Below are 20,834 nucleotides of genomic sequence, written 5' to 3' on the forward strand. Positions count from 1 at the left end.
AGCTACTGAAGAGTAGCCAAAGCCGTGCCGCTGAATGCGCTGCTAAAATGCACGAACCCATTCCGATTCTGGAGAACCAAGATGATCAGCAAAAACACGATTTGTCTGTGGTACGACGGCACCGCGTTGAATGCAGCGACGTTCTACGCCGAAACGTTTCCCGACAGCGCTGTGGGAGCTGTCCTTCGCGCGCCCGGCGACTATCCGGCAGGCAAGCAGGGCGATGTCCTGACAGTCGAGTTCACGGTGATGGGCATCCCTTGCCTCGGACTGAACGGGGGCTCGGCGATCAAGCACAACGAGGCTTTTTCGTTCCAGGTTGCGACCGACGACCAAGCCGAAACGGACCGCTTGTGGAATGCGATTGTCGGGAATGGCGGCCAGGAAAATGTATGCGGCTGGTGCCAGGACAAGTGGGGAGTGTCATGGCAGATCACACCACGTGTTCTGACCGCTGCGATCACCAATCCTGATCAAGCCGCGGCCAAGCGTGCGTTCGACGCCATGATGGAGATGGGGAAGATCGACGTTGCTGCGATTGAAGCGGCTGTTAAGGGTTAACCAACGCTGCTTGGGGCCGGGCGATTGACAACCCACGTCTCCAACAACACTATCTGCCTATGACTTACACATCCCGCATGTGCATGATGTATTCCTCCATGACCGCTTCCGGCGGGCCATGAGGTCATGCGTGCTTGGAACCTGACGTATTCACCAAGGCCCCGCCAGAAATGGACGGGGCTTTTTAGTTCTCCGTCCGCCGATGGCTAACGGAGATTGAAGTGTTAGAGATCAAACGAGCCCATCAAGGCGATTGCCGGGCGGCATTCGACATTCGCCGTCACGCGATACGGCATCAGTGCATCGGCGCCTATACCCCGCAGCAAATGGACGTCTGGACGGCAGGGGCCGCTGAGGACGGATATTGCGACCTGATGGAAAAACACTTTTATCTGGGGTGTATTCAGGGAGAACCTGTGGCGACAGGCATGCTTGATCTGGAGAGGCGTGAAATCGGCGCGATCTTTGTCTTGCCTGGCTTTATGCAGCGGGGCATTGGCAAGCGCATTCTGGATTACCTTGAGTGCCTGGCACGGGATTTGGGGCTGGAGGAAGTTCAACTGGACGCTACGTTGAACGCCGCTCACTTCTACCGGCAATGCGGTTTCGTCGGTGAGCAGACGGCCATTTACCATTCGCCCTCCGGTCTGCAACTCGCTTGCATTCCGATGGTGAAGGGGCTGTTGCGTTCTTGAGCGGCTATTTCGTTTTCCAGTGACCACCACCCGACTCGCAATCAATTTTCGCCTGACTCAAATGCTCAGCGCCGTAGTAATACGTAGTGACCTGAGCATTGTTCGGAATATTCAGCGATGTGCTGTTCTTGTCTTTGCTGGTGGAGTGAGGATTGGCCAGCGATTCTTGCGTCAACGTGGCGATGCAAGTGGCCTGAGAATGATCGGCGCACTGTTCGACTTTTTTCTTGGTACTGGCCAGCATGTCTTTGCTCTCGTTGCTGCATGACCAATTGATGGCGTTCACCGGCATGCCTTCGTACTCATAGCAGCTATGCGTTTCGACCACCGGCACGGAAGGGCTTTGAGAGCGGGTCAGCACGTCACAGCCTTCAGCCATGACCAGGGTGGGACTCAGGCTGGCAAGCAGAAGCAGCAGTCTACTGTTCATCGGGATTTCCTATCCAATGGCGCCTTGTTTGATCAAAGATCAGCGCTGATAGGGTTTCGAAAACGCGATGAGGCGCGGGGTTCCATTGGTTTTTTAGATCCGCTGTGGGAGGGGGCGCAAAAAGCGCAGGCCCGATGGTATGCTCGCCGCGCCACGCGCTGGCAATCCAGGGAACACTCTTTAAGGAAGGGGATGGCGGATGATCGATTTCAACAACAAAGGCTTTTTCAAACTCAAGCAAAACAACGAGTACGCGGAGCGAGTCACCGCGCTGCTGCTGGACGGCGAGCAGGTCATTGATGCCTATAAATCCATGCGCGACGGCGTGGTGTTTACCAACAAACGAATCATCGCGGTGAACGTGCAAGGCATCACCGGCAGCAAAAAAGATTTCACTTCGTTGCCTTACAAAAACATCGTCGCTTACTCCGTGGAAACCTCGGGCACCTTCGACCTGGATTCTGAGCTGGAAATCTACTTCTCGGCGCTGGGCAGAGTGAAGTTTGAATTCACTGGGAGGACGTCGATGGTCGAGATTTCCAAACTCATCTCACAGCATCTGTTGGGCTGAGTTTTTAGGCTTCGTGACAGTTTTCAGAGGTAACAATGGACGCATGGACACTGCGTTGGCTGGAAGCCTCGGGGAGCCTTGCTGAACTTCGCTCCGATCTGATCGGCGAATTTGACGCCGCTTACAAGACGGTCTCCCGTCTGATTACGCCTGCGCGACTTGATGTGTTGATCCAGCGGCTCCCTGGCGAGACCATTCCTGAAATGGGCCTCTTGGGGCGCGCTTATCGAAGCTCAATGTTCACGATGACCATCGATCCAGACAACCCGAATTTTTTGCCCAGCCTGCGCACGCTGCATCGACAAATCGTCCATGAGGTTCATCATTGCCTGCGCATGGCGGGGCCTGGTTACGGTTGGACGTTAGGTGAAGCCTTGGTCAGCGAGGGACTTGCCGGACAGTTCGTCCGGCATTTGCTCGGCAGCGACCCAGAGCCTTGGGAGTGTGCCGTTACCGACGCCGATCTGCTTCGCTTCCCGGTAGACCTGAAGACCCTTGAGTCCACGCATTACAATCACAGTGAGTGGTTTTTCGGTTTTGGTGCTCATCCGAAATGGCTTGGCTATACGCTTGGTTACGAGATGGTTGGGCGCTGGCTTGCGTCAGTGGGCGAAATCGATGCTGCAACTTGGATCAACGTGCCTGCACACGATATTTTCGCCTCAGCGCTTGAGGAAGGCATTGTGGTGCTCTGACCCAACGACCGTTAAGGCATTCAAGCCTGGGAGCTGCAAGATGACTCAAACACTGGAACGCGCCATTGCCATCGCCGCCACTGCGCATGAGGGGCAGGTCGACAAGGGCGGTAGCCCTTACATCCTGCATCCGCTGAAAGTCATGCTGCGGGTCACGACGCTGGAAGAACGCATCGTCGCGGTGCTGCATGACGTGGTCGAAGACTGCGGCATCAGCCTTGATGACCTGCGCAAGGAAGGGTTCAGCGAAGCCGTACTGACGGCCATCGAATCGGTCACCAAAGTGCCGGGGGAGTCCTATGAAACCTTCGTCGAACGCGCGGCGCAGAACCCGATTGGCCGGGTGGTGAAACTGGCGGATCTGGAAGAGAACAGCGACTTGTCGCGAATCGCGCAGCCGTCGTGGGAAGACCTGGAACGCATTGAAAAATATCGGCGGGCGATTGGCGTGTTGCGTTCCTGACGAGCCGAACAAATAGATCCGTCCCCATTTCTACGGATGCCTGTAAGACAGGAGCATGATGCATTTTGCGGAGTAGTCAGAACGATGATTTTAGTTGTCGACGGTATCAGCGCTAGCGGGAAAACTACCTGGTGCGCACAGCATGGAGGGCAACACGTCATTCCTGAAAATGGACGTTTCAAGGACGAGCCGGATAGACTACAAAACCCGGTCGGAGCGGCAACTTTCTGGGCAGAGCGAAACGTAGATCGCTGGCAGGCAGCGCTCACCATGGAAGAAATGTGTTCGTGGGCTTTGTGCGACAGCGACCCCCTCAAGCTCCACTACATTTGGAGTCTCTGGCAGATAGGCGAGGCAAGCGAACACGACTGGCGATTGGAGTTGGCGGCTACACGAGAAACGATAGCCCAAAGGCGAGTTGGCTTCGCTGACTATTACATTGTCGGCAGCATCGATCCGCAGCTCGCGCGACAGCGTGCTCAAGCAGACACGGACCGCCGACGGAGTAGATTCGAGCTACACGTGCGCCTGCAAACCGCTCTTTTTAACTGGTACTCAGCCATCGAAAAGGTACTTCCCGGCCGAGTACGATTCGGTTTTCCTTCAGAAATTCCGACCTTGAAAATCCTTGATGGAAGATATGCGCTAGCGGCCTTTGATCAAATGATCGCATCGCTCCCACGACCTACTCACACCTCGTGGCGAGACTGAGCCTTTAATAGCAGTGGAAAGCGGGTCGATGTGAGATTCAAGCAGTAGATGCAACACACCCAATACGGAAGAATTGCCCTCTCCCACAAGGAGAGGGCAGGTGCCAGCCTAGGTGTGATGAATTTCCCGATCCTTGGTTTCCGGCATGAAGAATATGCCAAGAATGGCCGTCATCACGGCGATGACGATGGGGTACCAAAGCCCGTAGTAGATATCACCCGTGGCCGCGACCATGGCGAACGCCACCGTGGGCAGGAAGCCGCCGAACCAGCCATTGCCGATGTGGTAGGGCAGCGACATCGAGGTGTACCGGATGCGCGCCGGAAAGAGTTCCACCAGCCAGGCGGCAATCGGACCGTAGACCATGGTCACGTAGATCACCAGGATGGTCAGGAGCAGAAGCACCATCGGATAGTTGGTCTTGGCCGGGTCGGCTTTCTCGGGGTAGCCGGCGTCTTTGAGCGCGGTGCCGAGGGAGGCCGTGAAGGCGTCGTTCTTGGCCTTGAAGTCGGCGGCCGGCATGCCGGTGCCCTCGAAGCTCGGGATCACCTTGTTCCCGATGCGGACCTGCGCGACGGCGCCAGGCTCAGCTTTCTCGTTCTTGTAGGGGATGGCCCTCTTCGCCAGCACCGTCTTGGCGAGGTCGCAGGAGCTGGTGAATTTGGCCTTGCCCACCGGGTCGAACTGGAACGAGCACTGGTTAGGATCGGCGACCACTGTCACCGGGTTCTTCTCCTGCGCGATGAACACGTCGGGGTTTCCGTATTGGGTCAACGCATGGAAGATCGGGAAGTAGGTCAGCGCCGCGAGGATACAGCCGGCCATGATGATGCCCTTGCGGCCGATGCGGTCGGAGAGGCTGCCGAATATGACGAAGAACGGCGTGCCGATCAGCAGGGAGCCGGCAATCAGTAAGTTGGCGGTCTGCGGGTCGATCTTCAGCGTCTGCAGCAGGAAGAACAGCGCATAGAACTGCCCGGTGTACCAGACGACGGCCTGGCCGGCAGTACCGCCGAGCAGGGCCATGATCACGATTTTGAGGTTGTCCCAGCGGGCGAAGGATTCGGTCAGCGGCGCCTTGGAGGACTTGCCTTCGGCTTTCATCTTCAAGAACACCGGCGACTCGCTGAGTTGCAGGCGGATGTACACCGAGACGATCAGCAGCAGGATCGACAGCAGGAAGGGAATCCGCCAGCCCCAGGCCTCGAAGGCTTCGGTGCCGAGGATGGTGCGGCAGGCGAGGATCACCAGCAGCGAAAGGAACAGACCGAGGGTCGCAGTGGTTTGAATCCACGAAGTGAAGTAGCCGCGCTTACCTTTCGGCGCATGTTCGGCCACGTAGGTCGCCGCGCCGCCGTACTCACCGCCCAGGGCCAGGCCTTGCAGCAGGCGCAGGCTGATCAGAATGACCGGCGCTGCCACGCCGATGGTCGCGTAGCCGGGCAAAAAGCCCACTACGGCCGTGGAGATACCCATGATCACGATGGTGATGAGAAAGGTGTGTTTGCGCCCGATCATGTCGCCCAGTCGGCCGAACACGATGGCGCCGAAGGGGCGTACCGCGAAGCCCGCGGCGAACGCGAGCAGCGCGAAGATGAAGGACGTTGTCTCATTGACGCCGGCGAAGAAGTGCTTGGCGATGATCGCAGCGAGGGAGCCGTAAAGGTAAAAGTCGTACCACTCGAACACGGTACCCAGGGACGAGGCAAAAATGACCTTGCGCTCCTCCTTGGTGATCCCGTGGTGGGGCGCGCTGCCCGTGGATGTGTTGTCGATTGCGGCCATGAGTCTTCTCCGTCGTTCTTGTTGTAGGCCGGAGTACCTCACTACCTTTTTTGCCGCACCCAGGCCCTGGGGCTGATGTCGTCGGATTACGGATTGCGCGAAGCATGCACACAGGCTGACGGCCTCGCATCGCTGCAAGGTTTCCTGAAGCATAATCGGCTTCGCGCAGATATCCACTCGCCATCACGCTCAACCCCGGGCTGATTCCCCAATGTGAGCCGCAAAACCGAATTCATCCGCAGCAATCTCATCGCGCAAGGTCAGTTGCGGAATCTCATACGCCCCCGAATTCTGCGGACGAAACGCGATGGGCTGCGTCGTCCAAAGGTCATCCAGCCGCTGCCCAAGTGAGTCACACGTCGCTGAAAAGCGTGCGTCGTCCATTCGGCCAGTGCGATAGATCATGAACGGTGGCAGCACGTCGAAACCGGGGTAAAACAACACGCCGTGGTGGATCGGGAATAGCAGGTCGTCGATCGGGCCGTTGATCCCCCTCGGGCTGTAATGAGACTCCCAGCCGCCGGCGGTCACGACCAGCATCGCCCGCTTGCCCGCCAGCGTGCCTTCCCCATAACGGTCGCCCCAGCGCGCGTCGGAGTGTTCCCCCACGCCATAGGCGAAACCATAGGCGTAGACCCGCTCCACCCAGCCTTTGAGGATCGCCGGCATCGAGAACCACCACAGGGGAAATTGCAGAATCACCGCGTCCGCCCACATCAGCTTCTCCTGCTCACACGCGATGTCGTGTTGTTGCAGGCCTTCTGCGTACGCACGCTTGGAGTCCAGCGACGGATCGAAGCGCGAGCTGGTGGGCCGGCCGAGGCTGTCATCGGCATCCAGCGAGGCTTTCCAGTTCATCGCGTACAAGTCTGAAACCTGGACCTGGTGGCCGGCAGCTTCCAGCCGTTCGATGGCGAAGTCTTTGAGCGAGCCGTTCAAGGACTTGGGTTCAGGGTGGGCATAAACGAGCAAAACATTCATCACTGAGTCTCCGGTGTCTGGAGGCTGCAGGATCGGACGTTGACCGGTATATTGGAAATGAATAACCAATATGCCAGGTATTGTGATGAATAATCTGCGGCGCCTGGACATCAACCTGTTGCTGACCCTTGATGTCCTGCTTTCGGAACACAACGTGACCCGCGCGGCTCACCGTCTGAATCTGTCGCAACCGTCGGTGAGTGTGCACTTGGCGAAGTTGCGCGATATTTTCGGCGATCCGCTGTTGCTGCCGGGCCCACGGGGCATGCGGCCCACCGCCCGGGCCGATGAATTGCGCGAACCGCTGCGCCAGGCACTGGAAGCTCTGGAGCGCGCCGTGTCGCCCGCGGACGCTTTCAACCCGGCCGAGGCGCAACAGACGTGGAAGGTCATGGCGTCCGATTACGGCGAGTCGACCATCCTGTTGCCCGCATTGGCTGGGCTGCGCTCGGCAGCACCGGGCACGCGCCTGGCGGTGTTTGACCTGGTGCCGCCACGGTTGGCCAAACAAGCGGAGCAGGGCGCCATCGATCTGGCTTTTCATACCCGCGAGGACTCGCCACCCGGTTTGCATCGCCGGGCATTGTTTACCGAACGCTATGTGCTGGTGGGGCGTGCCGACCATCCGCGTCTGCAAAAGCGGCCGACACTGGCGCAATTCTGCGAGCTCGATCATGTGATCGTGTCGCCGGATGGCGGCGGTTTTCACGGCACCACTGACAGGGCGCTCGCTGAAGTCGGGCTGACGCGTCGGGTCGTGCTGTCGGTTCCGCATTTCCTGTTTGTCCGCTCGGTGCTGGAGAGCACGGATCTGGTGGCGATGCTGCCAGCACGGCTGGTTCGTGACGTAAACGGGCTGGCGGTGTTCGAGCCACCGCTGGAGGTGCCGGGTTACGAGATGAGCATGCTCTGGCCGGAGCGCTGCCATCGCGATCCGGCGCATCAGTGGTTGCGGGCGTTTATTGTGGGGGCGGTGTGAAGACTCAAGTCTTGATCACGTACCCATAGGCTCGAATGCGACCACCTTCTTGTTTCAAATACACGCCCTGGAGTTCCGGGGTGAAGCCAGGAAGAGCGTTGATACCTTCCTCCAGCGCCAGGAAGTACTTGAGCACCGCGCCTCCCCATATTTCCCCGGGCACCACGCAGAGCACGCCGGGTGGATAGGGAAGGGCCCCTTCGGCAGCGATGCGACCCTCCGCGTCCGCCAGCGCCACCAGTTCGACGTTGCCACGGATGAATTCGAAATGTGCTGCCTGCGGGTTCATCGCCTTTTTCGGGAAGTGTTCCTTGCGGAACATTGCCTTCTGCAATTGCTGGACGTTGTGGGTGCGGTAGAGGTCGTGCATCTCCTGGCAGAGTTGGCGAATGGTGTAGTTGCGATAGCGCTCCTGATGCGTTGCATAGATGGCCGGCAACACCCGGCTCATCGGTGCGTCATCACTGATGAAGCGTTCAAAGCGTGCGATCTGTGCGGCGAGATGCGTCATCTTCGCCCAGTCTTCGGCAGGGGTGAGCAGGAACAGAATCGAGTTCAGGTCACACTTTTCCGGAACGATGCCATTCTCGCGCAGGAAGTTGGCGAGGATGCCGGCATGGATACCGAAGTCGGTGTAACTGCCATCGACCGGGTCGATGCCTGGCGTGGTGAACAGCAACTTGCAGGGGTCGATGAAGTATTGCTTGTCGGCGTAACCACTGAAGGCATGCCAGCGATCCTTCGGATGGAATTCGAAAAACCGGATGTCGTTGGCGATGTCCTCAGTCGGATGGTCCTGCCAGGGGCGACCGTCAATGGTGTCCGGCACGAAGGGGCGAACCATGGTGCACGCTTCCAGAATCAATTTGCGCGCGTCGATACCGAACTTCACACAGTCTTCCCACAGGCGCAGGCCACTGCGGCCGGAATGGATGCGCGCGTTCACATCCAGTGAGGCGAACAGCGGGTAAAACGGGCTGGTAGAGGCTTGGGCCATGAAGGCGTTGTTCAGCCGTGCATGGTTGCAATAACGGGCCTGGCCTTTGATATGGCGATCTTTCTTGTGGATCTGCGACGCCTGGGAAAACCCCGCCTGCTGTTTGTGCACCGATTGAGTGACAAATATACCGGGATCGTTTTCATGCAGATCCAGCAGCAACGGCGAGCAATCCTTCATCATCGGGATGAACTGTTCGTAACCCACCCATGCCGAGTCAAACAGGATGTAGTCGCACAGTTTGCCGATGCGATCGACGACTTGTCTGGCGTTGTAGATGGTGCCGTCATAGGTGCCCAGCTGAATGATCGCCAGACGAAACGGCCGTGGCAGTTGGGCCTTGTCCGGTGCCACTTCGCTGATGAGTTCGCGCAGGTAACCTTCTTCGAAACAATGGGCGTCAATCCCGCCGATAAAACCATAAGGGTTGCGCGCGGTTTCCAGGTAAACCGGGGTAGCCCCCGCCTGGATCAACGCACCTTGGTGATTGGATTTGTGGTTGTTTCGATCGAACAGCACCAGATCGCCAGGCGTGAGCAGCGCATTGGTGACCACCTTGTTAGAGGCCGATGTGCCATTGAGCACGAAGTAGGTCTTGTCGGCGTTGAACACCTGCGCCGCGTGTTTTTGCGCCTGAAGTGCCGGGCCTTCGTGGATCAGCAAGTCGCCGAGCTTGACGTCGGCGTTGCACATGTCGGCGCGAAATAGAGTCTCGCCGAAGAAGTCGAAGAACTGCCGGCCAGCCGGGTGTTTGCGGAAAAACTGGCCGCCCTGGTGGCCAGGGCAGGCGAACGTAGCGTTGGCCGATTCGGTGTAGTGCTTGAGCGCGTCGAAGAAGGGCGGCAGGAGACTTTCTTCATAGGCTTTTGCCGCGGTCTCCAATTGGTTGCCATGGTATTCGGCGTTATTGCGCGAGGGGTCAAAAATGCCATTCACCTGAAGCAGCACATCTTGCAGGTGCTTGTAGACGTCCCGGGCGCGGTTGCCGGAACCGGGAGAGGCGACGAGAAAAATGGGGATATCGAAACCGGTACGCTGCAGGGCGTCCAGGGCGCCCGCCATCACATCCTCCACAGAGAACACCGCAACCGCGACGTCGGTGTAGTCGGTTTGATTGAGCGGGATCACTTCTCGGGAGGTCTGGAAACAATCGAACGCGGAATCACTGGCGGCTATTTTCAGGGCTTTCATGCGGGGAATCTCCTAGCGGACAGTCACTTGTCGGCTTTTTTCAAGAGATCAATTTAGCGAGGGCGCCTTCAAGGTTCCCTGATCCAAATCATGTCGCCACTGGTTATAGACCATGCGGGGAAGGGTTACGGCTTTTCTGCCGGCTTTTCCCAAGGGCTGCCGACAGGCGCTCGACCACTTCTGCTTCGGCAACCCCTTCGTCGGCGCCTTCATGAAAGACCACGCAACTCGCCGCGTTTTCGCCATCAACGCAGCGATAGACCGCCACTACGCTGCCCGGGCCGGTGCCGGTGTGTCCGCTCAACGTCAGATCGCCCATGACCAAACCCTGCATCAGGCCGAGACCGTAGCTCGGGGAAGTCCACGGGCGACCGGGAATCGGGCCGCCGAGGACGCGTACCGTTTGCATCGCTTGCAGCAGCGCGTTTGGCAGAAGGTTGCCGGCCAGCAGACCGTCCAGACAAAGGGCGGTTTCCTCAAGTGGGCCAACCAGCAAGCCGTGATAGACCCAGCCGGGGTCGTAGGATGGCGCGCTTCCCATGTTCACGCCCGGCAGATCGGCTTGCGTTTTGGCGAGGCGTACGCGGGATAAACCGAGGGGGGCGAACACACGCTCCGTGAGCGCTGCTTCAAGCGTGCGCCCCGTCACGCGTTCAATCAGTCGCACGACGAACAGATAGCCGACGTTCGAATAGCGCCAACCGTCCCCGGGTGCGTAGCGCAACCGGCTGGCATCAAGGCGTTGCAGCATGTCATCGGCCGGCCAGGGCGTCTCATGGCGGGCCACGGCGTTGTGGTAGTCGGCGAGTTCGCCATAATCCGCCAGCCCGGCCTCGTGCCGCAGCAGTTGGCGCAGCGTGAAGGGGCCTTCAGCAACGGTGTCGTCAAGGTCGATCAACCCGTCACGCACCAGTGACAGCGCGGCAGCAGCGAGCACGGTTTTGGTAAAGCTCCACCAGGGCACCGTTGTATCCGGCCTTTCAGGCGTGACGATAGCGCCGTTCGATACAAGGGAACACAGTATGAGTCGACTCTGGATGGAGGAGGGAGCGAATGGCCTTTGGCTTCTGCTGATCAGGCGTGACCCAACGCAATCGCGAACGAGACCACGATCATGCAGGCAAAGGCAAAGGCAAAGTTTAGATTCATGAAGTTTTCATCCAAAACATTTGTGATGGCGCCATCTTGAACAAGTCACAAACAAATAAAAAATTCGGCTTCATGATTTGAATTATCGAAACAATTGATGTCCGGGTGGTTTGTGTTTATCCCGCGCTTTGGCTAGTCTCGCACAAGCACGCAATTTCGCGCAAAAACAGGCAAAAACATGCACGACTCACACTCAGCCGCCGAGCTCCCTCATCTGCGCCGGCAAAAAATCTTGTTGATTCTCGAACGTGACGGCAAGGTCATGGCTAGTGAGCTGAGCCTGCATTTCGCAGTGTCCGAAGACACCATTCGCCGTGATCTGGCGGAGCTGGCCACCGCCGGGCTGGTGCAGCGGGTGCACGGCGGGGCACTGCCGCGGCCCAAGGACACCGGCAAGGATTATTTCACCCGCGTCAGTGAAACCGATGAAGTGAAAACACACCTGGCGCAACTCGCCGCACGCCAGGTACACAACGGCCAGATTGTGATTTTCGATTCGGGGAGCACGACGCTGCAAATCGCCCGTTCTCTACCTTCGGACATTGCCATTACGGCCGTCACCGCCTCGCCGATGATTGCGATCACCCTGGCCGAATACAAAGGCATCACGGTGATTCTGGCCGGCGGGCAACTCAATCCCGCGACCCTGTCGGCCAGCGGACATGAAACCCTGCGGCTGATCGAGGGCATCAAGGCTGATCTGTTGTTCACCGGCGTCTGTGCGATTCACCCGGAAGTCGGCATCAGCTCCCTGCATTTCGAGGAGGTGCCGGTCAAACAGGCGATGCTCGCCAGCGCCTCCCATGTCGTTGCCGTCACCACCGCCGACAAACTGGGGGCGGTGGAGCCGTTCGTGGTCGCGCCGTGTCAGCGTATTCATACCCTGATCACCGAGCGTCATGTGGCGTCGGGCAATGTCGAGGACTATCAAAAGCTCGGGATTGAGGTGGTGCAGGTGGAGGCGTGAAGCTTCAGCCCCCGGTCACCGGCGGGAAAAAGGCGATCTCGTCAAAGTCCTCGATCGCCTGATCCGGATGGCACAGCTCCTGGTTCAAGGCGCACATCAGGTTGCTTTCACCGAACACCTCTGCCCAGACCCCGCCACGCGCGATCAGCAGTTGGCGGACGTCGTCGATGCTGTTGAGGGTTGCCGTCAATGGCAGCTTTTCACCGCCAAGGTTTAGTTGCTCGCGATAACGAGCGAAGTAGCTGATCAGAATCATTGTGCGTCCTCCCACTGGAGTTTCCCCGAGCGTCCACCGTGTTTGCTGAGCAGACGGATCTCGCCGATGACCATGCCGCGATCCACCGCTTTGCACATGTCGTAAAGGGTCAGCGTAGTCACACTGACGGCGGTCAGTGCCTCCAGTTCGACGCCGGTCTGCCCTTCGAGGCGGCACGTGCCGATGATCTTCACGCTGTCGGGCGCACAGGCTTTGAGCTCGACATGAATCGAACTGAGCAGCAAGGCGTGGCAGAGCGGAATCAGTTCGTGGGTCTTTTTTGCCGCCATGATGCCGGCGTCCATCAGCCTGTGGGCCGCGGCGTCATCACCCTGCAGCCAACTGTTCATTTTGATCGGGGCCTTGTTCATTCTCCCGATCATCCTGATGTACACCTGCTGGAGCTACTACGTGTTCCGCGGCAAAGTGAGGATCGGTGATGGCTACCATTAAATTGCGTCAGCCTGAACCCGTGCGCTGGTATCGGCGCCTTGGGTGGCTTGTGTTGATCTGGCTGGGCAGTGTGCTGGCGTTGGGTGTTGTGGCGGGGGCATTGCGATTGTTGATGCATGCGGCCGGGATGAGTACCCACTGACGATCGCTGCAAAAAGAAACCCGGAGCCCCATAACAGGGCTACGGGTTTTTTCTATCGAGCGTCCCGAACTTACTGCGCCCCGAACATCGCGGTCCAGTAAATCCCCGGATCACTCTTCGGATCAACCGCATATGCGGCGCCCAACTCCCGGTAATTCGGGTTCATCAGGTTCGCGCAGTGACCGGCGCTGGACACCCAGCCATCGACCACCTTGCGCACGGTGTCTTGGCCGGCAGCGATGGTCTCGCCGACCTGCCCGCCGCTGTAACCGGCCAATTCAGCCCGATCACCCGGCATGCGGCCATCGCGGTCCTTGTGATCGAAGTAATTGTTGTTAGCCATCGACCGGGCGTGCTCCTCGGCCGCCGTTGCCAGTGCGGCGTTCCAGGCCAGTGGCGTGGCGGCGGCAAAGGATTGCGTGCCGCACTGGCGCGGCTGACTGCGTGCGATGTTGAGCTCGGCCAGCAGTTTCTGACCTTCGGCCTGCCAGTCACCCAGGCGAGCGCTCAACAGTGGACGTGCCAGTACGATGCGCCACTCACGATCCTGGCGGCTGACGCCGACATCGACGAATTGCGGGTCCAGCACAATCTGGCAAAAACTCTCCTGAATGGCTTTCATCGCTGACGGCGCATCGCGCGGCCCAGACAGGCTGATCGCCTGTACATTCTTCATCGGATAACCCGCGCTGGCCATTGCCTGCTGCAGATTGCCGACGCTGTTGGCGTTCAGCGCCAGCCGTGGGTCGCCGGCCAGCGGTGGCAGTTCCTGCGATACCTGACCTGCGCAGCGCTGCACCTGGCTGCGGTAGAGGTTGATCGAATCAATCAGTTGTTTCTCGTCGGCCGCCAACGCGTTCACGGCGAACAACATCCCCAGTGACAACGTGGCAAGACGCTTAGCAGATGATTTGAAGCGCATGGAAATCCCCTTGAGCTGACTGCGCCCATGATGCGCGATTTCACCCCCGCAAGCGCAATGACTTTTCACGCCCCAAGACTGTTTTTTTGTCCGTCTGTTGGAATGAATTTTGGCAACTACAATCAAGCAAAGTCACCAGTGCTTTGTGCTCCCGGTTCCGTCAGAAGGGTCGATCATGCGAGTTATCTGGATAGCCACCTGCTTCGCAATAACCCTTCTCGCCGGCCACACCATCGCGTCTGAGCAGGAGCAAAAAAAGGAAGTGGCTGAGGACAGGCCGAGGTCCTGGAGCAGAAAGCCGCGGAGAAGGGCAGCGATGTACCGGTGCCCAAGTCCGAAACCATCACCACCTCCGAGGCTCAGGCGGTCGATCCGGCCGGTCAGTCGCCCATGGACGATGCAATCACCTGTCTGGCCCGCTCCATCTACTGGGAATCCAAAGGCAAATCGTCCGCCGACATGGAAGCCGTCGCCAGCGTTGTCATGAACCGCCTGGGCCACGAGGGCTTTCCGGACACGGTATGCGCCGTGGTCAAGCAGGGTTCTGAAACCAGGAATTGTCAGTTTTCGTGGTGGTGTGATGGACGCTCGGATCAGGTCCAGGAAGAAACCCAATACGCGATTGCCAAGGAAATCGCGCGCAAGGTGCTCAACAAGCAACTCAACGACCGAACCCATGGCGCGATGTATTTCCACGACAGGAAGGTGAAACCCGCTTGGGCCAGGAAATACATCAAGACCAGCGAGACTTCGATGTTTCTTTTTTATACGCCGCGTGGTGGGTCGGCGAAGTAGGGACGTTCGATCCAAAACAGGTGCGGTGCCGTCCCTTCGATTAGCCCAGCGACTTCTAAATGATGGTCAGGGCAGAGGTTGGAGGCTGGTTTTGATGGCAGTGACCACACGGTTACGGCCTTCGTGTTTAGCGTGATACAGGCGTTGATCGGCTGTACGCAGAATGGCCTCGATGGTGTCGCCGTCGCGGCCGGATTGCGATACGCCGATGCTCACTGTGACCACGGTTAACCGCTGCAGGCCATGAAAAGAATTATTTGCAACGGTGCTTCGCAGACGCTCAGCGATGACGTGCGCGCCTTCAAGTGAAGTCTGAGGTAGCAATATCATGAATTCTTCCCCGCCCACCCGGGCTACGCCGTCATACGGCCGGATCGAGTCGAGGCATTTCTCCACGAAACCCTTCAGGATGTCATCGCCAACCTGATGCCCGAAGCGATCGTTGATGGACTTGAAATTATCCAGATCGAGTGCCAACACGGAGAACGGCTCACCGCCGCGCTTGGTCCGGCCCATTTCGACTTCGACCCGCTCCATGAACCGACGCCGATTATCAGCGCCAGTCAGTGGATCGGTCGCCGCAAGGTGCCCGAGTTCTTGATTGGTGCGCTGGAGTTCCTGCAGGGCGCTCTCGGTATACGCCATCGCTTCGGCAAGCCGCACCATCAACTCCTCCTGGCTGTAAATCTTCGAGAACGACCGCGTAGTGAGGAACGCTTGCACGACCCCGTAGCTCAATATGAAGAATCCACCGGCGAAGATCGCATGAGCGAGCCACCACATGTGGTTCCACGGACGCGCAAGGATGAAGGCAAGCGATGACAGCGCGAACGCGGTGACCGAGATGACAAAAATCATCATCAGCGGCGAACGGATACGGCGCAGCAGGAGTATTGCCACGGTCAATGTGGAAAGAATGAGGGCACCACCTTCCATCGAGAGGCGCACCGCGAGATTGCCGGCGATCGGCGAATTGGCGACGTACGCCACTGCCACATCAACCAGCAGGAACAGGCCTATCCAGGTCAACCACGGACGGGCCTTCATTCGTTGGTCCGCGGCATCCGGTGGGCGGTGGTACGACAGCATTCCGACTAACAGCAGAATCGACATGACCAGTCGAGAGGCCGGTCCATACAGCAGAAAAAGCCAGATATTGTGGTGTGCTTGCCCGGTGAACGCACCATGCAACGCGTAGATCAGTACAAAACCGAGAAAACCAAGCGTCATCCATCGCAGCAGCGGGTCTCCCGATGACTGATAGCAGCGCCACGTGACGTAAGTAACAAACAGGCCCGCCAAGGTGGCTGCCGTGATCGCAATTATATGGAACAGGTGGTTTTCGAATATAAGGGTGGGGTCTTGAAAGACGTATAAGTAGCCAATCAGATAGGCCGGAACAAACGCGAATCCTGCGAGCAGCAAGTAGGCATAAACCTTGACCATGAGGCGGACGGCTTCAGGTGGCTCGCCGGTGGCGATGAGATTGCTCATGGTTCCCTCCAGGTTGAAATCTATTTAGCCAACACCGGTCCGGTGTTGGCTCCAAAGCCGCCTGTATGCCAATGGTCCGTCGCATCATTACGTAAATATGGGATGGACCGATCTATGGCATTTCAATATTAGACTCCTTCCCGATTTCTGCTGCACAAGCAGGTAAAAATGTTCACGCGAACGCAATTAACCAATAAGGAATGTCTCATTGTTCTCATCGGCGATTTTCGGTCAGTCGTGAGAGGCAGAAATTGGCCGTTATCCCCCGGTGTCAGGATAGTTGTCGCCTCTCCGGTTTTTCCGAAAAAAAGCATATCGGGGGCGGAAAGAGACTGGTCGTGCCGTACTATTCACCCGAACGTAAAGCCGCATTTCTCAAGATGCTGCTTCCCCCACTGAACCTGTCGATGGCCGAGGTTTCCCGGCGCGAAGGGGTCAGCGAAATGTCTTTGTCCCACTGGCGCAAGCAGCTCAGTTCTGAAGGAAGTGCAGTGTCCGAAAACAGGCAATCGGCTCAGAACTGGTCAGCCGAAACCAAGTTTGCTGTCGTCCTTGAAGCGGCCGGTTTGTCCGAGATCGACCTGAGCGAGTATTGCCGCCGCAAAGGCCTTTACCCCGAGCAAATCACTGCCTGGCGACAAGCCTTCATCACCGGCCAGAAATCGGAAAAGGCCCAGCAAAAAGAAGATCGGGAGCAGTCTCGCAAAGATAAGAAACGCATCCAGGAACTTGAGCGCGAACAGCGCCGCAAAGACAAGGCGCTCGCTGAAACAGCTGCGTTGTTGGTGCTGCGAAAAAAGCTCAACGACTACTGGGCGACCGACAACGAGGACAACTGACGTCTTTGCCGGAACGGCAGTTACTCGTGGCGTGGTTGACCGAGGCCGTCGCAGCAGGGACCAGAAAGATCAAGGCCTGCCAGGAGGTTGGTCTGTCACTCAGAACCTTGCAACGCTGGACCGAGGCTGTAAAGGCGGTTCATAAAACATGAAAGATGTAGTCGGCGGACTCGTTGGCAGCCAGAGACACCGCCGACGCGGTCAATAGCTCGCGCAGCGATGAATCATCGACCCGCACCTGCCACTCGCAGCCTGGATACTCCTCAAGAGTACTTTTGACGCTGTGTATCGCTTCGAGCAGTTTTTCCCGTGGTGGAAAGTAAACGGCCAGCGCGTTGTCCTTCCAACTCGCCACATTCAAGCCCAGTTGCGCGCAGATGGCGATTTTGCTTGATGCATCGGCTCTGTCTGCTTGTCGAGATTGAATGACGAGTGCTTCCAGAGCCGGATCGGCACGTCCATCTGTGCAGAGAATGTCGTTGCTCTCCCACGCCTGTGGCGGGCACGCTTTGTTGTCTTGACGTAACGCGATGAATGGGTTGATTTCCATCGGGTAAATGCGGCAAACCAGTGGGCGTTCTTCGTAGATGCCGCAAAGATTGTCCTCTCTGAGATTAGGGCATTGCTCGAGGGCTCTGCCAGCAAACACGGCGATGACCTGTATCTGGGTCTGACCACAATGCACACTTACTGATCGGCCTCTGGCGTGGGCAAACTCCTCTGATGAACGAGGCCAGCTCGATTCATCGAAGGCCTCGAGAATCACCGCGATGTCATGCCCGCGGATCAACCATTGTTGCGCTTCGGCCAACGTCAGCGGTATCAGTCTGCCCTTGCAGCAGACACCGCAGCCTACGCAGGAGAATCGGACGGTGTCGCTTTGCATATTATTCACCTGTACGTAACGACAACCTGACGGAAGTTGGGTGTTGTATTTGCATGATGTGGATCGCGCTAAGGATGAATTGGCTGGCGATAAACCGGTTGCTGGATTCGCTTGTTTAGTTGTTCATCGCGGGCGCAATGCGCACGTATGCTCGGCGCTCGCCCATGTGAGGGAGCCCCCTGGATTGTTAACTTGTACAAAGGCTTTGCTCTTGGAGTGACGGCAATTTTCACGCTGGATGTATGCCGTCGGGGTGCCGATAACTACTTGCATACTCCTGCTCGAGAGTTTCTTCATACGTGAATGGATCACCGGATTCCCAGTCGGCGATCCAGCGAAAGTACTCCTGCACCGCGTGCGATGATGATCAGCAGCAATCCCGCCCAGGACAGGTGCGTCGGCCAGGCATCGGGGTAAACGAAAACCTCGATGACAAAGGTCATACCCAGCAATGCCAAGGCGGATAAACGGGTGAACAGACCGAGCACCAGCAGCAGTGGAAACAGGTGCTCGCTGTAGGTCGAAAGGTGTGCCGCCAGTTCTGGAGAGATCAGAGGCAAGGCGTATTCCGTACGGAACAGTTCGTAGGTACTCGGCGTAATCGTCAGAACGTCAATGACTTTGGTGCGCCCGGACATGAAAAAAATGGCGGCGATGGCGATGCGCGCCACCAACACCAGAAACGAATCGCCGATCAGATTGCCCAATCGGGTTGCAACGCGGTTCCAGAAGCCACGCAAGGAATTGTCGGCGGCAGGTGAGCGGGTGTGGATGGTATCCATGCTGTGCTCCGTTGATGGCTTCAGTGGCTGGTAGTCAGGAGTTCCGCCGTTGCGAACGCGTCAGCACTCACCAGGCGAATAATGAGGTCTTCCAGTTTCAGGCCAGGCTCGACATCACTGGCCCAGTCGGCGGCGACATCGAGAGGCAGGTGTGCCGCGCAGGCGTCGAGAAAGGTACAGTCGGCCGCACTGGCAGCCTGCCAATGCACGCGGCCGGCCTTGCGTGTCAGTAGTACACCTTCACCTTGCCATTCGAGTTTTTCAGGCATTTCCCGTTGTTCACGATTGACGCGCCAGATCGTGTAGGCGGGACAGTCCGGCAACCAGGCCCAACGGGCGGTGTCCCGTGGTGTCAGCCGCAGGTTGCCCAGTTCCGTTGCGGGAAACTGCGCCAAGTCGTTCAGCTGAAGGCCAGGCTCATCAGCGGCGCAATGGACCTGTGTCCAGAGCAGGTCCAGACGGGCGACGTCGCCCAGATACGGCATGTCTTGCGCGTGCTCGAATTTGTCGAGAAAGTCGGGGAAGCCCGCTCCGTAATTCAGTAAACGGGCATCTGTTGGCGGTGAAAGCCGGGCATGTATGGCGGCGGCGCTTTTAAGCCAGTCAGTTCCCACCAGGCGCTCTACGGTAGGGAAGTTGGCTAGCAACGCATCCGTCGTGCCTTTGAGTACGGTATTGCGATAGACCGCAAAGCCCGGTTGTTGGGTCAGCGTTTCCATCATGGATGATTCTGTGCCGTATAACGCATCGACGAATGCATCCTGAAAACCTGCGAGAGATGGCTTCATATCGCCACCTTCAATCGCTGGTTTTGCCCAAGGTTCAATAACGTCTGCGCTCGGTTGCGCTCGGCCAGCAAAACTTCGAAGCCGGGGATATTGTCATCCCGTTCGATCAGTGTTGGACGCGGGTCGATCCGTTCGATCAAGCGCTGAAACAACGTCCAAACGTTTTCTGCGACAGGGGCGTCGTGGCTATCAATCAGCAACGTTGAATGGCCAAGGTCTTTGGTGAATCCGGCCAGATGAATCTCCATGATCGCCTCGGCGGGAAAGGCGTCCAGGTAAGTAGCTGCATCGAAGCCGAGGTTGTGGGCGCTGATGTGTACGTTATTGACGTCCAGTAACAAGCCACAGCCCGTGGCCCTGCTCAACTCGGTGAGGAAATCGAGTTCGCTGTAGTCATGCCCATCAAGGTGCAAGTAGTGGGTCGGGTTTTCGATGGCAATCCGGCGTCCAAGGGCATCCTGGGTGCGCTGGATATTGCCTGCGATGCGCTGCAAGGCTTCGCCTGTACGGGGAAATGGCAGCAGGTCGGGATGATACTGGTCGCGCCAGGCTGACCAGGCCAGGTGCTCGGAAATCAATGCCGGTTGAACGCGATCAGCGAGCAGCTTCAGGCGTTTCAAGTGCTCCGGGTCCGGCGGGCAATCGGCCGCCAGCGAGAGTGATACACCGTGCAACGACAATGGGTGCCGGTCACCAATGGCCTCCAGCCAAGCCAAACGGGGGCCACCACCGACCATGTAATTTTCCGGATGAACTTCGAACCAGAGACCTTCGACCGTGCAGTCGTGGGCCTCTTGATAATGGTTCGGTTTGAGGCCGAGTCCGGCCCCGATCTGGAATGGTTTGTTCATGATTGGCGTGTGCCCCGTGGTGTTGACGTTACATAGGTGTGAGGCTGCCGGTGCCTTTTGGCGTCTTGATGGTAGTGCAAGTACCGACTGGAACGTTTTTCCAGGCGTTCGGCTGGTAATCCATTTTGGCGGTGCCTGCGCAGGTGGTGCCGGCGCCGGCCTTGCAGTCGTTGTGGCCGGCCATGGCGACGCCGTAACATTTCTCCATGGCGCCTGCGGCGGCCGGGGTCTCTGCAGCGATGGCACCGGCAGCGAAGGAGGAAAAGGCAACGGCGAGGGCGGCGAGTTTCAGATTGTTCATGACTGTTTCTCCGGTTTCATGAGGATGGACCGTCGCATCAATTCAGGAGTGCGCTGTGCTTCAGATCCGAAAGGTAGTTCGCTGGGTTTTCCAATCCGGTTACAGCCATCGCGAAATATTTTTTTAGTACCGCAGAATGAATCCGCTGGT

At 57.9% G+C, this 20,834-nt stretch carries 22 protein-coding genes and 4 pseudogenes; 12 read left to right on the forward strand and 14 right to left on the reverse strand.

Features of this window, described 5'->3' with window-relative positions; translation table 11 throughout:
* Window positions 1–81: 81 nt before the first annotated feature.
* Together E3W21_RS28435 and E3W21_RS28440 are read left to right on the forward strand one after the other, a co-directional pair.
* On the forward strand, window positions 82–561 hold the full coding sequence (locus tag E3W21_RS28435) for a VOC family protein (RefSeq protein ID WP_134422942.1): 480 nt from the start codon (window positions 82–84) through the stop codon (window positions 559–561).
* Between the two features lie 221 nt (window positions 562–782).
* The gene (locus E3W21_RS28440) at window positions 783–1,256 is read left to right on the forward strand and encodes a GNAT family N-acetyltransferase (RefSeq protein ID WP_134422944.1); all 474 of its coding nucleotides are present in this window, start codon (window positions 783–785) and stop codon (window positions 1,254–1,256) included.
* Window positions 1,257–1,260: 4 nt separating this feature from the next.
* On the opposite strand, the gene E3W21_RS28445 is transcribed toward E3W21_RS28440, so the two are convergent.
* The gene (locus tag E3W21_RS28445; protein ID WP_134422946.1) at window positions 1,261–1,686 is read right to left on the reverse strand and encodes a hypothetical protein; all 426 of its coding nucleotides are present in this window, start codon (window positions 1,684–1,686) and stop codon (window positions 1,261–1,263) included.
* A 199-nt stretch (window positions 1,687–1,885) separates the two neighbouring features.
* On the opposite strand from E3W21_RS28445, the gene E3W21_RS28450 reads away from it, so the two are divergent.
* The 4 genes from E3W21_RS28450 to E3W21_RS32055 all read left to right on the forward strand — a co-directional run bounded on the left by E3W21_RS28450 (window position 1,886) and on the right by E3W21_RS32055 (window position 4,126).
* Window positions 1,886–2,257: a PH domain-containing protein gene (locus E3W21_RS28450; protein WP_046049313.1), complete on the forward strand. Its 372-nt coding sequence runs from the start codon at window positions 1,886–1,888 to the stop codon at window positions 2,255–2,257.
* Between the two features lie 35 nt (window positions 2,258–2,292).
* Entirely contained in the window at window positions 2,293–2,952 is a 660-nt protein-coding gene (locus E3W21_RS28455; RefSeq protein ID WP_134422948.1) for a DUF2268 domain-containing putative Zn-dependent protease, read from the forward strand.
* 40 nt (window positions 2,953–2,992) lie between these two features.
* The gene (locus tag E3W21_RS28460; protein ID WP_129444943.1) at window positions 2,993–3,415 is read left to right on the forward strand and encodes an HD domain-containing protein; all 423 of its coding nucleotides are present in this window, start codon (window positions 2,993–2,995) and stop codon (window positions 3,413–3,415) included.
* A gap of 84 nt (window positions 3,416–3,499) precedes the next feature.
* Window positions 3,500–4,126, forward strand: a complete 627-nt coding sequence (locus tag E3W21_RS32055) for a hypothetical protein (protein WP_134422950.1) — start codon at window positions 3,500–3,502, stop codon at window positions 4,124–4,126.
* Between the two features lie 108 nt (window positions 4,127–4,234).
* On the opposite strand, the gene E3W21_RS28470 is transcribed toward E3W21_RS32055, so the two are convergent.
* Together E3W21_RS28470 and E3W21_RS28475 are read right to left on the reverse strand one after the other, a co-directional pair.
* Window positions 4,235–5,911, reverse strand: coding sequence for an MFS transporter (locus tag E3W21_RS28470; protein WP_134422952.1), 1,677 nt, complete (start codon window positions 5,909–5,911; stop codon window positions 4,235–4,237).
* Between the two features lie 189 nt (window positions 5,912–6,100).
* Entirely contained in the window at window positions 6,101–6,892 is a 792-nt protein-coding gene (locus E3W21_RS28475; protein ID WP_134422954.1) for an NAD(P)H-dependent oxidoreductase, read from the reverse strand.
* Window positions 6,893–6,977: 85 nt separating this feature from the next.
* On the opposite strand from E3W21_RS28475, the gene E3W21_RS28480 reads away from it, so the two are divergent.
* Window positions 6,978–7,871 (forward strand): LysR family transcriptional regulator, encoded by an 894-nt coding sequence (locus tag E3W21_RS28480; RefSeq protein ID WP_134422956.1) that lies wholly within the window; start codon window positions 6,978–6,980, stop codon window positions 7,869–7,871.
* Between the two features lie 4 nt (window positions 7,872–7,875).
* On the opposite strand, the gene speF is transcribed toward E3W21_RS28480, so the two are convergent.
* Together speF and E3W21_RS28490 are read right to left on the reverse strand one after the other, a co-directional pair.
* Window positions 7,876–10,059, reverse strand: coding sequence for an ornithine decarboxylase SpeF (speF, locus tag E3W21_RS28485; RefSeq protein WP_134422958.1), 2,184 nt, complete (start codon window positions 10,057–10,059; stop codon window positions 7,876–7,878).
* Between the two features lie 103 nt (window positions 10,060–10,162).
* Window positions 10,163–11,083 carry a serine hydrolase gene (locus tag E3W21_RS28490; RefSeq protein ID WP_134422960.1) on the reverse strand — a complete coding sequence of 307 codons (921 nt, stop codon included), beginning with the start codon at window positions 11,081–11,083 and terminating at the stop codon, window positions 10,163–10,165.
* 303 nt (window positions 11,084–11,386) lie between these two features.
* On the opposite strand from E3W21_RS28490, the gene E3W21_RS28495 reads away from it, so the two are divergent.
* On the forward strand, window positions 11,387–12,175 hold the full coding sequence (locus E3W21_RS28495; RefSeq protein ID WP_134422962.1) for a DeoR/GlpR family DNA-binding transcription regulator: 789 nt from the start codon (window positions 11,387–11,389) through the stop codon (window positions 12,173–12,175).
* A gap of 4 nt (window positions 12,176–12,179) precedes the next feature.
* On the opposite strand, the gene E3W21_RS28500 is transcribed toward E3W21_RS28495, so the two are convergent.
* Together E3W21_RS28500 and E3W21_RS28505 are read right to left on the reverse strand one after the other, a co-directional pair.
* Window positions 12,180–12,431, reverse strand: a complete 252-nt coding sequence (locus tag E3W21_RS28500) for a MoaD/ThiS family protein (protein ID WP_129444936.1) — start codon at window positions 12,429–12,431, stop codon at window positions 12,180–12,182.
* Window positions 12,428–12,730 (reverse strand): annotated as a pseudogene (locus E3W21_RS28505) (cyclic pyranopterin monophosphate synthase MoaC); the annotation flags it as partial. The gene E3W21_RS28500 and the pseudogene E3W21_RS28505, both read right to left, overlap by 4 nt.
* On the opposite strand from E3W21_RS28505, the pseudogene E3W21_RS32060 reads away from it, so the two are divergent.
* Window positions 12,720–12,884, forward strand: a pseudogene (locus E3W21_RS32060) (cytochrome d ubiquinol oxidase subunit II); the annotation flags it as partial. The pseudogenes E3W21_RS28505 and E3W21_RS32060 overlap by 11 nt on opposite strands.
* Window positions 12,871–13,026 carry a DUF2474 domain-containing protein gene (locus E3W21_RS28515; RefSeq protein WP_134422966.1) on the forward strand — a complete coding sequence of 52 codons (156 nt, stop codon included), beginning with the start codon at window positions 12,871–12,873 and terminating at the stop codon, window positions 13,024–13,026. The pseudogene E3W21_RS32060 and the gene E3W21_RS28515, both read left to right, overlap by 14 nt.
* 70 nt (window positions 13,027–13,096) lie before the next feature.
* On the opposite strand, the gene E3W21_RS28520 is transcribed toward E3W21_RS28515, so the two are convergent.
* Complete coding sequence (locus E3W21_RS28520; protein ID WP_134422968.1) at window positions 13,097–13,948, reverse strand: CAP domain-containing protein; 852 nt, start codon at window positions 13,946–13,948, stop codon at window positions 13,097–13,099.
* A 175-nt stretch (window positions 13,949–14,123) separates the two neighbouring features.
* Between E3W21_RS28520 and E3W21_RS28525 the strand changes: the two are divergent.
* A pseudogene (locus E3W21_RS28525) lies at window positions 14,124–14,743 on the forward strand (cell wall hydrolase).
* 66 nt (window positions 14,744–14,809) lie between these two features.
* Here E3W21_RS28525 and E3W21_RS28530 read toward each other — a convergent pair.
* A complete protein-coding gene (locus E3W21_RS28530; protein WP_134422970.1) occupies window positions 14,810–16,237 on the reverse strand; it encodes a GGDEF domain-containing protein in 1,428 nt (475 codons plus the stop codon).
* 338 nt (window positions 16,238–16,575) lie between these two features.
* On the opposite strand from E3W21_RS28530, the pseudogene E3W21_RS28535 reads away from it, so the two are divergent.
* Window positions 16,576–17,201 (forward strand): annotated as a pseudogene (locus tag E3W21_RS28535) (transposase); the annotation flags it as partial.
* A gap of 14 nt (window positions 17,202–17,215) precedes the next feature.
* On the opposite strand, the gene E3W21_RS28540 reads toward E3W21_RS28535, so the two are convergent.
* The 5 genes from E3W21_RS28540 to E3W21_RS28560 all read right to left on the reverse strand — a co-directional run bounded on the left by E3W21_RS28540 (window position 17,216) and on the right by E3W21_RS28560 (window position 20,684).
* On the reverse strand, window positions 17,216–17,962 hold the full coding sequence (locus E3W21_RS28540) for a YkgJ family cysteine cluster protein (RefSeq protein WP_134422972.1): 747 nt from the start codon (window positions 17,960–17,962) through the stop codon (window positions 17,216–17,218).
* Between the two features lie 308 nt (window positions 17,963–18,270).
* On the reverse strand, window positions 18,271–18,744 hold the full coding sequence (locus E3W21_RS28545) for a DoxX family protein (protein ID WP_134422974.1): 474 nt from the start codon (window positions 18,742–18,744) through the stop codon (window positions 18,271–18,273).
* Between the two features lie 20 nt (window positions 18,745–18,764).
* The gene (locus E3W21_RS28550; protein ID WP_134422976.1) at window positions 18,765–19,532 is read right to left on the reverse strand and encodes a DNA-binding domain-containing protein; all 768 of its coding nucleotides are present in this window, start codon (window positions 19,530–19,532) and stop codon (window positions 18,765–18,767) included.
* Complete coding sequence (locus tag E3W21_RS28555) at window positions 19,529–20,383, reverse strand: DUF692 domain-containing protein (RefSeq protein ID WP_134422978.1); 855 nt, start codon at window positions 20,381–20,383, stop codon at window positions 19,529–19,531. Before E3W21_RS28555 ends, E3W21_RS28550 begins: the two co-directional genes overlap by 4 nt.
* Before the next feature lie 28 nt (window positions 20,384–20,411).
* On the reverse strand, window positions 20,412–20,684 hold the full coding sequence (locus E3W21_RS28560; RefSeq protein ID WP_134422980.1) for a DUF2282 domain-containing protein: 273 nt from the start codon (window positions 20,682–20,684) through the stop codon (window positions 20,412–20,414).
* Window positions 20,685–20,834: the final 150 nt, after the last annotated feature.

This window comes from Pseudomonas sp. F01002, assembly GCF_004402115.1.
GTDB classification, from domain to species: domain Bacteria; phylum Pseudomonadota; class Gammaproteobacteria; order Pseudomonadales; family Pseudomonadaceae; genus Aquipseudomonas; species Aquipseudomonas frigoris.

Bases quoted from the DNA above. Each gene is read 5' to 3' on its own strand.
- E3W21_RS28435 (WP_134422942.1), top strand. From the start codon at position 82: ATGATCAGCAAAAACACGATTTGTCTGTGGTACGACGGCACCGCGTTG.
- E3W21_RS28445 (WP_134422946.1), bottom strand. From the start codon at position 1,686: ATGAACAGTAGACTGCTGCTTCTGCTTGCCAGCCTGAGTCCCACCCTG.
- E3W21_RS28450 (WP_046049313.1), top strand. From the start codon at position 1,886: ATGATCGATTTCAACAACAAAGGCTTTTTCAAACTCAAGCAAAACAAC.
- E3W21_RS28455 (WP_134422948.1), top strand. From the start codon at position 2,293: ATGGACGCATGGACACTGCGTTGGCTGGAAGCCTCGGGGAGCCTTGCT.
- E3W21_RS28460 (WP_129444943.1), top strand. From the start codon at position 2,993: ATGACTCAAACACTGGAACGCGCCATTGCCATCGCCGCCACTGCGCAT.
- E3W21_RS32055 (WP_134422950.1), top strand. From the start codon at position 3,500: ATGATTTTAGTTGTCGACGGTATCAGCGCTAGCGGGAAAACTACCTGG.
- E3W21_RS28470 (WP_134422952.1), bottom strand. From the start codon at position 5,911: ATGGCCGCAATCGACAACACATCCACGGGCAGCGCGCCCCACCACGGG.
- E3W21_RS28475 (WP_134422954.1), bottom strand. From the start codon at position 6,892: ATGAATGTTTTGCTCGTTTATGCCCACCCTGAACCCAAGTCCTTGAAC.
- E3W21_RS28480 (WP_134422956.1), top strand. From the start codon at position 6,978: ATGAATAATCTGCGGCGCCTGGACATCAACCTGTTGCTGACCCTTGAT.
- speF (WP_134422958.1), bottom strand. From the start codon at position 10,059: ATGAAAGCCCTGAAAATAGCCGCCAGTGATTCCGCGTTCGATTGTTTC.
- E3W21_RS28495 (WP_134422962.1), top strand. From the start codon at position 11,387: ATGCACGACTCACACTCAGCCGCCGAGCTCCCTCATCTGCGCCGGCAA.
- E3W21_RS28500 (WP_129444936.1), bottom strand. From the start codon at position 12,431: ATGATTCTGATCAGCTACTTCGCTCGTTATCGCGAGCAACTAAACCTT.
- E3W21_RS28515 (WP_134422966.1), top strand. From the start codon at position 12,871: ATGGCTACCATTAAATTGCGTCAGCCTGAACCCGTGCGCTGGTATCGG.
- E3W21_RS28520 (WP_134422968.1), bottom strand. From the start codon at position 13,948: ATGCGCTTCAAATCATCTGCTAAGCGTCTTGCCACGTTGTCACTGGGG.
- E3W21_RS28530 (WP_134422970.1), bottom strand. From the start codon at position 16,237: ATGAGCAATCTCATCGCCACCGGCGAGCCACCTGAAGCCGTCCGCCTC.
- E3W21_RS28540 (WP_134422972.1), bottom strand. From the start codon at position 17,962: ATGCAAAGCGACACCGTCCGATTCTCCTGCGTAGGCTGCGGTGTCTGC.
- E3W21_RS28545 (WP_134422974.1), bottom strand. From the start codon at position 18,744: ATGGATACCATCCACACCCGCTCACCTGCCGCCGACAATTCCTTGCGT.
- E3W21_RS28550 (WP_134422976.1), bottom strand. From the start codon at position 19,532: ATGAAGCCATCTCTCGCAGGTTTTCAGGATGCATTCGTCGATGCGTTA.
- E3W21_RS28555 (WP_134422978.1), bottom strand. From the start codon at position 20,383: ATGAACAAACCATTCCAGATCGGGGCCGGACTCGGCCTCAAACCGAAC.
- E3W21_RS28560 (WP_134422980.1), bottom strand. From the start codon at position 20,684: ATGAACAATCTGAAACTCGCCGCCCTCGCCGTTGCCTTTTCCTCCTTC.